Source organism: Rhodococcus sp. 14-2483-1-1 (assembly GCF_002259335.1).
Classification (GTDB): Bacteria; Actinomycetota; Actinomycetes; order Mycobacteriales; family Mycobacteriaceae; genus Rhodococcoides.
On record NZ_NPFX01000021.1, the window covers coordinates 70028 to 82610 of the forward strand.

At 63.8% G+C, this 12583-nt stretch carries 10 protein-coding genes; 1 reads left to right on the plus strand and 9 read right to left on the minus strand.

Going from position 1 to position 12583, the window contains the following annotated elements:
* Positions 1-64: 64 nt before the first annotated feature.
* The 9 genes from CH294_RS18880 to CH294_RS18920 all read right to left on the minus strand — a co-directional run bounded on the left by CH294_RS18880 (position 65) and on the right by CH294_RS18920 (position 11293).
* A complete protein-coding gene (locus CH294_RS18880; RefSeq protein WP_094738827.1) occupies positions 65-1150 on the minus strand; it encodes a glycosyltransferase family 4 protein in 1086 nt (361 codons plus the stop codon).
* A gap of 39 nt (positions 1151-1189) precedes the next feature.
* Entirely contained in the window at positions 1190-2455 is a 1266-nt protein-coding gene (locus CH294_RS18885; protein ID WP_052058440.1) for a hypothetical protein, read from the minus strand.
* A complete protein-coding gene (locus tag CH294_RS18890; RefSeq protein WP_094738828.1) occupies positions 2442-3551 on the minus strand; it encodes a glycosyltransferase in 1110 nt (369 codons plus the stop codon). The genes CH294_RS18885 and CH294_RS18890 overlap by 14 nt, the downstream gene beginning before the upstream one ends.
* The gene (locus CH294_RS18895) at positions 3541-4773 is read right to left on the minus strand and encodes a hypothetical protein (RefSeq protein ID WP_094738963.1); all 1233 of its coding nucleotides are present in this window, start codon (positions 4771-4773) and stop codon (positions 3541-3543) included. Before CH294_RS18895 ends, CH294_RS18890 begins: the two co-directional genes overlap by 11 nt.
* Before the next feature lie 276 nt (positions 4774-5049).
* Positions 5050-6576: a flippase gene (locus CH294_RS18900; protein ID WP_094738829.1), complete on the minus strand. Its 1527-nt coding sequence runs from the start codon at positions 6574-6576 to the stop codon at positions 5050-5052.
* Positions 6576-7628 carry a glycosyltransferase family 1 protein gene (locus CH294_RS18905; RefSeq protein ID WP_037151095.1) on the minus strand — a complete coding sequence of 351 codons (1053 nt, stop codon included), beginning with the start codon at positions 7626-7628 and terminating at the stop codon, positions 6576-6578. The genes CH294_RS18900 and CH294_RS18905 overlap by 1 nt, the downstream gene beginning before the upstream one ends.
* On the minus strand, positions 7538-8911 hold the full coding sequence (locus CH294_RS18910; protein ID WP_094738830.1) for an O-antigen ligase family protein: 1374 nt from the start codon (positions 8909-8911) through the stop codon (positions 7538-7540). Before CH294_RS18910 ends, CH294_RS18905 begins: the two co-directional genes overlap by 91 nt.
* Before the next feature lie 40 nt (positions 8912-8951).
* Entirely contained in the window at positions 8952-10430 is a 1479-nt protein-coding gene (locus CH294_RS18915; protein ID WP_170944787.1) for a sugar transferase, read from the minus strand.
* A 155-nt stretch (positions 10431-10585) separates the two neighbouring features.
* Entirely contained in the window at positions 10586-11293 is a 708-nt protein-coding gene (locus tag CH294_RS18920; protein WP_094738831.1) for a GAF domain-containing protein, read from the minus strand.
* Positions 11294-11440: 147 nt separating this feature from the next.
* Here CH294_RS18920 and CH294_RS18925 point away from each other — a divergent pair, with 147 nt between their 5' ends.
* On the plus strand, positions 11441-12553 hold the full coding sequence (locus CH294_RS18925; RefSeq protein WP_094738832.1) for an endo-1,4-beta-xylanase: 1113 nt from the start codon (positions 11441-11443) through the stop codon (positions 12551-12553).
* Positions 12554-12583: the final 30 nt, after the last annotated feature.

The window sequence follows — 12583 nt, forward strand, 5'->3', positions numbered from 1 at the left end:
CGTGATTGCCGGGGATCGACTTTCGCCGAGTCCCCACTCGTATCCTGTCCGTTCGGTTTTTCGGTCAGCTGGTCAAGCGTGCCAATAGTTCGGGGAGCGTCTCACCGATGTCGTGGCGGCATGCGACTCGGTATCTCGCGGCGCTGCCGAGAGCGCGACGTCGATCCGAATCGCCGATGACGGTCGAGATTGCACCGGCGAGGGCGGCAGCGTCACCGGGTGCGACGAGAATCCCGGCACCGTCGGCGAGGAACTCGTGGGTGCCACCGTGGTCGGTTCCGATCACCGGAAGTCCGTACGACATTGCTTCGAGCACCGACAACGGACCGGCCTCCGGTGACGTACTTGCCGAGACGACCACATCCCATCTGCGCAGCGCCGATGGGGCGTCGGTGTGTCCGAGGAACTCGACACGGCCCGCGAGGTCGGGTCGAGATGCTCGCTCGTGGAGCTCCGCGACGTACTCGCGGTCACCGGGGAAGCTCCCCCCTGCCAGTTCGACACGAATATCGGGGAGGGTGGCCACGGCGTCGAGCAGTACTCGATGGCCCTTCCACGGCGTGAGGAGGGCGAGTATGCCGACAACCGGCGGGGAATGCAGCTCGCCGCCGAAACGCGGTACCGGCCACGCGACTCCGTTGTGTGAGACCACGACCGGAAGGCCGGCCGCACGGAGAGGTACCGCAGTGGCTTCCGATACGGAAACCGCTACCCGAATTGCGGAGCGGGCGTAGCGAACTACCAGACGTTGCTTGAGGGACGTCATGGTGTCGTGGACCAGCCATGAGGCACCGTGGGGCGGGCGGGACAATGCGGCGACCGGGAGGGCGAAGAGCGAGTTGACGACAGTGGCCGTACCCGGCGCGCGGGCAATTGTGCGCACCGAACGTGATGCGATGACCCACCTCGCGAACATGCGTATCGCCGCGATACCTCTGGCCGCTCCTCGTTCGCCACCCAGACCGAGTTCGCCGATGGGGATGTGTCGCGTCGTCCTGGGGACGCGATCGGCCAGTGGGCCGTTCGGACACGCGATCACAGTGTCGTGGCCGCGGCGCTCGGCCTCGTCGATCAAGTCCAGCAGGACCTTCTCGGCGCCGGAGACCTGCCCGGTGTGGGCCAGGAACAGCACTGTCGATTCTTCGGTCATCTGTAGGCCCGTCTGTGCAGCGAAGGTCGTTCCGGCAGATCAATACACATCGCGGAGCAGCGCCACTGGGTCTTCACACATTCTCCGCAGCGCTGCATCCATGACCGACACGTCGACCATCTTGCTGCAGAACGAGGCCGTGTAGGTTCGCCCACCGGCAACTTCGGCGATGAGCATCGTGCAGCCGTCCGGGCCGTCCGGTTCGAGTGATGCGGCCATCTGCGGGGGTCTGCCGTCATCGGTCCAGTCGAGGTGATCGAACACTCGCACTCGGCCGAGGTCACTGACGGCCAACCGCAACGTCTCTGGAACCTCGACGACCGAATTCTCGTAAGGCGACTGCGCCGAACGTCGAATACGCGACGCCACATCGCGGAGATGCGACATGCCCAGTACTGCGATGGGCCAGCCGGATTCGATCACCTCGCGCATTGCCGTAGCGATGGCGACGGGAGTCGTGCTGGCGGGGAGGTGAAGTGGAATGCCGACGGCAAAGTTCCCGTGCGAACTCTGCTGCGCCGGATCGAGATAGCGCCTGCTGTTGAACAACACCATGATGTGATCGTCGACGTCGACGGCTTCTGCTCGAAGTGCAGCGCTCCACAGGGCAATCGATATCGACGCAGGGGTCGCTCCAGGCAGGTTCTCGGCCGTCCAGTGCTTGAGTTCGTCGACTACGGCTCTGCTCATGTACCCGGCTCGGCTGACTTTTCCGGCTTCCCAGTTCTCGATCCGGCGCCGGGGACCGGACCCGCCGTTGGTCTCCGACCGATGGCGAGCGCGCAGTGCCCAGAAGTCGGCCAGTGTCTTCGGATTTCGAGAGTAGTGACGCCACAGAGCTTTCCATGTCGTGCTCGGCGGCAAGCCTGCGGCCAGTCCAGGAACCAATGACCCGTCGGCATCGTCGCAGAATGCCGCCAACATCAGGACGCCGATCTGGCCGTCCCCGATTCCGTGCGAATAGTCGACAGCGAGATGGTCGTCGAACACGACCACTTCGAGTGGACCGCGGGTACCTCTTCGAGATCGAATGTCGGTCAGCATCTGCCCCAGGTCTTCGGTGGGGCTGCTGCTCGAGATGACATTGTCGCCGGCGATGTCGCTGCGGTACCGCCACCGTCGGGCATCCGACCGCGGTTCCAGCGCGATGTGCGGTGCCGCGTCGACGTGTTCGGCGGCGGTGAGCGTTCGACGCGTGCGCTCGATGTCGAGTCCGCGAACGGGGCCGACCGCGGTGACTATTCGGGTATCGGCGAACACGCGATCCAGCGCGGTCGAGCGGTAACTACGTTCAGCGGACGGCATCGACGACCTCCTGCATACGACTGCGGAAGTTGGCACGCGAGAAGCCCTCGGCCCATGCGCGAATCTCACTGCGGTCGAAGTCTTCTGGAGTGAACGACCGCATGGCGTCGGCGAACCCGGCGACGACTGCCTCGTCGGTGCCCGGCTGCACATGCAGGCCGGTCTTGCCTGGAATCACGGAGTCCATGGCACCGCCGTCACCCAACGCGATGACCGGGGTTCCGGTTGCCATGGACTCGACGGGGACGATGCCGAAGTCTTCTACTCCGGGCATCAGAAGGGCACGCGTCGTTCGATGAAGTTCGAGGAGCTTCTCGTGTGAAACCCGTCCCAGGAAGGTCGTTCTCGGGCCGGCCAGCTCTCGGCAGGCGTCCATCGCACGGCCGTCTCCCGCCACCACGAGGGGCACGTCGGCCTCGGCGGCAGCGCGCACCGCGATGTCGGGACGCTTGTAGGGGACGAGTCGACCGGCGAGCAGGAAGAAGTTCTCACGCTCGATCGACGGGTCAGGAGTGAAGCCCTGGGTGTCCACCGGCGGATGAACCACCACGGCGTCGTCGCGGCCCCACCAGTCTTCGATCCGACGAGCGACCGCAGTCGAGTTGGCTACCACGGTCGTCAGTTTCGGTGCGGCAGCGATCTCGCATCGACGGGCCACGGCCGACAGCGCCGTCAAGATCGCCGCTCCGGCTCTGCCGCCGCCTTCGCCTGCGCGCAGTTCGGGGTCCCAGGCCCACCGTGCTGGGCTGTGTACGTAGGCGATCACCGGGGAGTCGGTGGCGAACACGGCCTGTGTCGCGAAGGCGTGATGGCTCACCACCACTGCATCGAAACCGCGGAGCGGCATGCGGCGAAAGGCCAACGGCATCAACGGAAGAACAGGTGCGTACGACCGTTGGCCCAAAGCGCTGTACACGCGATCGAGGCCGGACGTGTGCGGCTCGTGGCTGATTCCCGACGGAACCCCGGACGGCCGGGAGATGGGTGCGAACACCTCGGCCGCGGGCCAGTGCAGGGCAAGTTGTTCGATGACGTGCTCGGATCCGGCGATTTCGGTGAATCGTTCGTGAACGACGGCAATTCTGTCAGCTGGCATTGCGTTGGCCTTCCGGCGCGATCGTCTGCGAGGTCTGTTCCGCTCGTCGGGTCGAGGTCTTGTTCTGCAATACCAGGTGTACGGGAATGGCGAAGTCGCCCAGTCGCCGTAGCGCCGCAGTTGCTGCCTTCTTGTCTCGTCCACGTTTCGACACCAGCACCACGACGGTCTCGACATCACCCACGTCGGTGTCCTGCCACCACTGTTCCGACAGGCCGAATGCCGCTGTGGCTTCGTGATGTCCGGTTGTCGGCCCCTGACCCCGTGTCGACTCGAAGACCGCACCGTCCCCGACCAACAGGAGAATCACGCTGTCGCCCTTGGGAGCAGCGTGTCGCGCACTTCTGGACGCAGGCCGGTCGCCGCGCTCGATGGCCGCAATCCGTGAAGCGACGACGGGGGGCATGGTGTCGCCGGCTGCCTGGTCGAAGTGTGCACCGTACTTGCGGGACACGCGCCGCGCCCAGGAGCGAGAGGGCGTGCGGCCGAGTCGTCCTCGAAGCAACACGATCAGTTCGGCCGCGACGATGAGGGCAGCGAGAGCTGCGACGAGTGCCTCCGAGACCGGTTTCGGTGAGACCGGAGTGGTGCTCTGCTCGGGGTTCGACAACACAACCAGTCGATCTCCACTCGCAGCGGCCTCGAGTTCACTCTGGCGGGTGCGTAGTTCGGCCAGCTCGGACAGTGATGCAGCCCGATTGGGATCGTCGGCGGGGAGAGCGTTCACCTGCGCCTGTTTCGCGTCGATGGCGGACTGTCCCTCGTCTGTTCGCTCCTGCGAGTCGCGGATCGCATTGTCCGAGGCGGTACTTGCCATCGTCGACACCATCGCCTCGGCAAGATCGGCGGCGAGTTCGGGGGATCGGGTCGTCACGGTCACGGTCAGCAGCGCAGGCGAGGTACCGGGAGAGAGTTCTACGCTCGAGGCCAGTTCCGCCGCGTCCATACCGGCGTCCACCTGTGAGAGGACCTGATCGAGCACGCCGCGATCGGTTGCCAATTCGATGAACGGTGCACGCATCTGCTCGATGAACGCGTCACCGGGAACGAGGGCCTGGACCGGTTCGATCTCGGCGACGATCGACGCGGCGTACTGCTTGTCGGTGAGCTCGCTCCTGAGGTAGAACACGCCCGCACCGACCAGCGCCGCAATGATCACGGCGGGCAGCAGTGCCCGGCCGAGCTCACGCATGTGTCCCGCGAGGTCGATCGGTGGGGGCACGTCGCCCCGGTGTACGGCATCGTGGACGGACATCAACCGCGTACCCTTCCGTCGTCGATGCGAGCGGATGTACCGCTTCGGTGATTCGTGGAGCCGATGGGCTCGATGATAGCCGGGCACCGGCGCTGTTCGCGTAGCCGTGCCGTTCGTGAATGGAGCTGCATATCAACAACATTGGAATAACATGCGCAGCGGTCCGAAAAAATCGTGAAACCGAACTTCGACTCCGCAGCGCGCGGACCGAATCGGGTGATGTGTCCGATGTACCTGCCGGCCTCACTGGGAGCGTGCACGGTGTCGTCCTTTCTCGGCGGATCCCGGCAACGGTGACTCGACGAGTCCGATGGCGACGAACGCGTACAGCGAGATCGCGACCAGTAGGGCTGCCGCAACGGAAACGAGCAGCCACAGACCGGGGTAGTGCTGTACCAGGAACCAGCCCCCGACCGTCGTGGCGACGGTGATCACGACGACGATCGAAATGGACTGCAACGGAAACAGTCTGGGGACAGGCATGCTTCGAGCAATCACGATCCACAGCAGGACGAGGGTGGTTCCGATCGTCGCGACCGTGGACACAGCAGCTCCGTCGTACGACATCCGCGGGATCAATACGAGGTTCAACCCGATGTTCAGGGCCAGACCGACCAACGCAACCACGGGGTAGTGACGTTGCATTCCGGCCGATGCGAGCAGAAATATGCCCAGCATCACCAACGACATCAGCGCTGCGCCGATCACGAGCAGACGGGCAGCGTGAGCACCGTCGACGAATCTGTCGCCGTACAGCAGACCGATCAACGGCTCGGCCGACGGTACGAACGCCGCGACAGCCATCGCGCCGAACAGCGCGAACAGCAGTGCGGCCGAACGTGAGCGAGCTCGGAATGCTGTGGTGTCGTGGGGCCACGACGCGACGAGCAAAGTGCTGATCGGTGCCACCGCCGCCAACACGAAGGTGTCGATCATGTCGGAGAATTTGTAGCCGATGGAATACAGTCCCACGGCCTCGAAGGTGTCGAGGAGGCTGAGCATCAGCATGTCGATCTTGAGCATGGCGATGGTGAGGGCGAAGCCGATCGCCAGCGGCACGGCCTCTCGCAGATACGGCCCCCAGCGGCGCACTTCGATGTGTCTCGACGGTCGCAACCCCATGGAACGGTTGCCAATACCGAAACCCTTCGTGACCAGCTTGAACACTTCGTTGACCACTGCTGGAAGCACGAAGATGAGCAGGGTGGGGGCCAGCACGGCCGCCAGCACGGTCAAGGCCAATTGTATTGCCTGGCCCGCACTTTCGGCCACGGCCACCAGCACCAGGCGGTGACGGCTCTGGAAGAGGACGCTCAAGGCGTGGCCCGGTGTGGCGAACACGACGACCAATCCGCCGAGCGCTGTTGCGAGCACCACCTCCGCCGGATACTGCAGTAGGAGAACGTACGCGACTGCCAGCACGTACCCCACCAACCCGAGGACGGTACGCAGAGCCAGGAACGACGACGCCGTTCGACCGATCTCTTCGGGATCGTCGTCCATCAGTTTCGCCAGCACGACGCGTCCGACTCCCAGATCGGTGACGACGGACATCAAGCCGAGCAGTGCGAAGACGAAGCTGAACTGACCCCAGTCGTCCGGTCCGAGGGATCGCGCGATGACGACGCTGCCTGCCCATCCCAGGGCTGCGATGATCACTCGGCTGATCAGGACGGCAATCGTGGCTTTGGCCGCAGCTTTCGGATCCGCGGCGACTGCGCGGTAGTCGGGGGGCTGCTCGGTGCCGTCTAGTGCGAGGTCCTCGGCCATCAGACCGCGCCTGCGGCTCGATACGCGTCGGCAGTGAGTTCCGCTGTTCGACGCCAGCTGATCCGGCGTGAGGCTTCGGCCGCAGCTCCGACGAGGGCGGCGCGGGCGTCCTCGTCGAATGCGATGGGCCGCATGGCCCGTACCCAGTCGTCCACGTTCTCCGACTTCACCAGAACGGCACCGTCACCCACGACATCGGGTAGGGCTCCGACTGCGCTGGCGACCACGGCACCGCCGCACGCCATCGCCTCGACCGGTGGGAGTCCGTAACCCTCGTACCGAGAGGCGTAGGCGGTCACGGTCGCAGCAGCGTAGAGCGCCGGGAGGTCCGTGACGTCGACGTAGCCCAGACCGTGCGAATTGTGCGGGGCGCTCGGCCCGGTGGAACCGGCACCGGCCAACACGCACGGTAGTCCGATCTCCTCCGCCGCATCGGCCACCAGTCGAACGTTCTTGCGTGGCTCCACTGTTCCGACCTGCAGGACGAATCGATCCGGCAGAGCGAACTTGTTGCGGACGGCGTCCACCTCGGCGTCGGTGGGAACGGCCGCCCATGCGGCCGGTGCCAGCCCGACGACAGTGGCTTCGCGGCCGCTGACTGCTTCGATCCGATCGGCGGTGAATCGCGATACCGCTATCAACAGATCTGCACGACGCAGCGCATGGCGAACCAGCCGCTGTTCACCCGCCGCCCTGAATCGGCTCGATGCCGACGGCATGTCGATGACGGAAAGGTCGTGCACCGTCGCGACAGTGAAGGCTTTCGTGAGCAGTGGGAGATCGACGTCCAGCCCATGAACCACATCGCACGCTCCGAGGGGGAGTGCTCCGAGTACTGCCCGAGCCGCACCGCTCGAGACGGGTCGCTCGATCGGCCGCACCGAGGGCGGGAGCTCGCTCACTGCGTCGCGCTGCACCGATGCGGCGAGGTCGGCATTCGGCAGGCAGTGCGGTAGCTCGTTCAGTAGTTCGCGTATGTAGGTCTGTACGCCGCTTCCGCCCGGTCGGAGGGCGAGCGCCCCGAAGACGATTCGTGTTGCGCTGCTGCGCATCCCACCACTCCTAACAAGAGCCAGAAATAGACATCGATCGGAAAGATCTCGAAGTACGTCGAGACGAGACTGGCGAACATGGCTGCGACGATCGACGCACCGACTCCCAGCGCCAGTGCGCCGTCACCACCGGGCAGTGTCCGCGACAGGCGCGTGCACCACAGCAGCGACGTGACGAGTAAGGCGACCACGACCCACAGACCGATGGGGCCGAGTTCGAGCAGCGCCTTCACGTAGTAGTTGTCCGGCTGATAGTTGGTCGACAGACCGGATTGCGTGAACGCCGTGCCCTCGGCAGTGGAAATACGGTCTGCCGCAGAACCACTCGATCCCAGTCCTGTTCCGAAGGGATGAACCAAGATGCTCGCGATGATGTTGGCCCAGCCGTCTCCACGCTGACCGAGGCTGCTCGACGAGAAGAAGACCGACGTTATCTTCGGTACGAAGGGAACCGTGACCGCCACGGCCAGTGCCGCCAGAGCAAGAGGTGCAGCGAGGTAGCGGAAACGCACAGCGATCAAGTAGATGGCCCCGACCGCGAGCCCGAGAATTGCTCCTCGCACGATCGAACTGGACATGGCGACCACCATCATCGGAGTCGCCCAGAGGAACAACATGTTTCGGCGTCGGCGCGGATCGGCCAGGGCAACGGCTCCGCCCACGAGCAAGGCCAGCATCACGTACAGCCCGAACGGGAAGGGCAGGTTGAACGTGCTGAACGTTCGGAGCAGGCCGCCCGAGGTTCGCACTTGCGTGCCGTACTCGTACCCGAGCGACACCAGCGCAGCCGGTCCGGCCACAAGTTGTGCGATGCCCACCGCCGAGGTGAACACACCCATACCCATCAGGATGGAGACGAGGTGATCGCGATCCTTCGCGTCGAACGGTGCGAACCACATCACGGCAACCAGCAGAACGTAGAAGAACGTCACCTTGATACCGAATATGCCGACGATGCCGAACGTGGCGAACGCGGAGATGCTGCCGAGTACGACGAACAGGGCCGCCGCCGGCCACCACGGCATGAACACCCGAGGCGTCGAGCCACGGACGTGTCGCGGTCGGCGCAACCACGCACACAGAACCGTGAAGACGACAAGCCCCTCCTTCCAACCGGACACCACGCCGGGCAGGGGAACGAGAACCAGAAGGCCGTGCAGTGGAACGAATGCGGCGAGCAACAGTATTCCGCGCTGGGGTCGCCGGTAGATCGTCACAGCAACTGCGCAACCGAGCGCGACGACCACTACCGCGCCGAAACCGATGGCGACGTACGTGATCACGGGGTGACCCGAACGTGGCCGTATTCGGCGTAGACCACGATCAGTCCTCGGCGCGTTTCAGAACGGCCAGCACTGTGAGGAACAGGATCTTGATATCGAGCCAGACGGACCAGTTCTCGATGTAGTAGTTGTCCCACTCCGCGCGGTCCGCAATGGAGGTCTGGCCGCGAAGGCCGTGAACCTGAGCCCATCCCGTCACACCGGCCTTGACTCGGTGGCGTTCGCCGTATCGACGGATCTGCATTTCGAACAGGTCCACGTACTCGGGTCGTTCCGGCCGAGGGCCGACCAGACTCATGTCACCGCGAATGACATTGATCAGCTGGGGAAGTTCATCCAACGAGGTCTGTCGCATGATCTTTCCGATACGGGTGCGCCGATCGACTCCCTCGACGCCACCGGGCGCGTCCCCTGCCTTTCGCTCGAACGCGGCGTCCGATGCGCGCGGGGGCCGCATGGAGCGAAACTTCAGGCAATCGAAGGGCAATCCGTCCCGCCCGATCCGCTCCTGCGCGAAGAAGATCGGGCCGGGGGAGCTCAGGCGCACGAGCAGCATCAGCGTCAGAAAGACGGGGGAGAGCAGCAGGAGACCGAATGCCGTCAGGACTCGATCGAGAACACCTTTGAGGGCGAACTGCCACCCCTTGGGGTTCACGTGCGGCAGCACCATCAATGGCAGGCCGCCGATGTGCTCGACGCGAGTGTTGACACCGACGGCGTCGTACAACCTGGGCACCACCCACACCCGCATACCGAGCCGATGCGCAGTTCTGATCGCTCCGACCAGGACTCGGTCTTCTGTCGGAGCGAATGCAACGATCAGTTCTTCCGCACCGGTCCTACGCGCAACTGCCTCGAAATCGCCCGGCAGCCCTAGGTGTGGCAGATCGGGTAGCTCGCTTTGCGCCGAGACGTCGGCGACCGGGGCATCGCCGACGTAACCGACCGGAGCAAGACCGTACTCGGGAAATTGTCTTGTGCGAGAGACGAGTTGATGTGCGATCGGATCGTTGCCGAGCACGATGGCCGGCGCTGCGGATCCGAACTTGGTGCGAAGCAAGCGCTGGACGACGACGCGGATCAGGCGGGCGATCGCAATCGTGAGCGCGCTCAGCAACCACAGTCGCAGCACGACCGCGCTGGGCCGGTAGTCGGTGTCGGCCAGGAACATCACGACCGTCAAAGCGAGCGATGCGAACGCAACAGCCGTTTCGGCCGGCCCTATCTCGTCGAGGAAGTTGCGACGTAGGCTGCGCCGGTACATCGACTTGCCGGCCATGATTCCGATGAGTAGTGGCAGGAACAGCCATGGGAGCCAGCCGGTGTCGGTGAGACTGCCCGAATGCCACAGTAGCGCTCCGATCAAAGCAACGGCACCGGCGAGCACATCCACCGCGACGGTGATCGCGGTGTTGAGCGGATCGACCCGTAGTCGGTCCACCAGTGTGCGGCGGACCGCAGCGGTGTCGGGCTCGACAGACCGCGGGCGAGTGTGCGGTGATTCGAGTGTTTCGGGCACAGCTTCTTCCCGGTGGCTAGTTTCGGATGGGTAAGTCTTTGATATCCCATTGAATGTATACCGCTGAGAAAGAGGTCACCCGGTCGACTTCATGAAAAAAACCCGAGGTCGGTTGTAGGCCGAGAAAAGCTATTAGCAGTTGAGGAAAGTGGCCTTTATTCGAAAACTCGCTCGCGAATAATCCAGGCCAAGTCCTGCAGTATCTGAACGTGGCCGGTGGTCCACTGCCGCGGCTGTCGATCCCACACGCAGAGGGTGCCCACGGAATGGCCGTCGTCGTCGACGAGCGGAACTCCGAGGTAGGAAACGAACAGATTGCTCTGGACCGACGGATGATCCTTGAGTGCGTCGTTGAGTCTCGCGTCCTCTACCACCAGCGGCTGGCCCAGATCGATCGCATAACGGCAGATGGACGCGTCGAGAGGAACCTCCTGCGCGCCACCGAGTTCCGACGGAAGTCCGAGTGCACTCTTGAAGTACTGACGTCTGTCGTCGAGAAGCGAGAATGCGGCCGACGGAGCGTCCAATGCATCGGCGACCATCGCGACGATCCGGTCGTAGCCGGCGTCGGATCCGGTGTCCATCAACCCTGTCCGAGTCACTGCTGCCAGCCTCTCGGGGTCGTCGATCGGGGTACCGAATGCCCGCGTCACCTCGACCGGGTCGACGCCCTTCTCCGAGGCGGCCTGCAAGGCCCGCAGCAACGCACCCACGTCGGAGTCCTGGTCGTCGGACAGTTCGCGAACGAGTCGGTCCACCACTGCGCGCCGAATGAATTCTTCGGTGGAAAGACCGGATTTCTCCGCTTGCCGGGCGAGTAGCTCGTTCAGACGCTCGTCGAAACCGGGAAAGCCTGTAGTCATTGGGCAAATGGTAGTACAGGCAAAGTTGTCGTACCGATGACTGCCGCAAGAAGATATTTTTCGATTCTGAAACACGCCGCCTTTGCGACAATGCGTATGACAATCCATTCGTGAATGACTGCGCCCCGTTGTTGCTAGCATCTGTCGATGAGAAGGAATTCGACGCGACGAGCGAGTGCCGCACTGGTGATCATGCTGTTGGCGTTCGCTGCCGGGTCGGTACCCGCTGCTGCATCTGCTCTGCGGTCCCAGCAGGCCGAAAGTCCATTGTGTGCTCGGCAGTCCGATGCAGTTCGGATCGGGGTATCGCCGGGCGCGTCGATAGGCACACTGTCTCCGGCGGATCTGGATCGGGAACTCACTCTTGCTCGAGACGCCGGGGCTTTCGCCGTTCGTGTCGACATCGATTGGTCCGCAATCGAATCGACTCGGGGCCGCTTCGATTGGAGTCGCACGGACCGAGTTATCGACGCCGTTGTGGCCCACGGGATGTGCCCGCACGGCATAATCGCCTACACCCCGAGATGGGCACGAGTGGCGGCTGCCATCAACGATTCGCACTCCCGACCTGCCAATGCCGCCACCTTTGCTGCGTTCGCCAAGACCGTGGCGCAACGGTACTCGAGCCGAATCGGCATCTGGGAGGTGTGGAACGAGCCGAACATCGTGACGTTCTTCAAGCCGGCCCCCGATGTGACGGCGTACTCGGCGCTACTGCGCGCCAGCTATACCGCAATCAAGCAAGTGCAACCCGCATCCACGGTGCTGGCGGGTGGGATGGCGCCCTCCGAGGACACCAACGGAAACATCTCCGGTACGTCGTTCCTGTCGCAGATGTACGCGCAGGGGTCGAACAAGTACTTCGACGCCTTCAACGTCCACCCGTACACATGGCCGTATCTACCCAACGACCCCAGCACCGCGTCGTGGAACACCGCCATGAAGATGTGGTCCATGCGAGACACCATGATTGCCGGTGGTGACAGTGCCAAGCAGATCTGGATCACCGAGTTCGGTGCTCCTACCGGAACATCTCCCAACAGCGTCAGTGAGCAGGTGCAATCGGACAGCATCGGGATCGTGCTCGATGCTGTCCTCGGTAACGATTGGCTCGGGCCTGCCTACGTCTACAGCCTCCGCGACGCCGGTTCCAACACCGCCGACACCGAACAGAACTTCGGATTGGTGCACAGAGACTGGACGCCCAAGATCGCCTACGGACGCGTCGACGCATATGCCGCGGAGCACTCCGGTCGATGATCGACCGATTCTCCTGGTGTGGGCTACTGT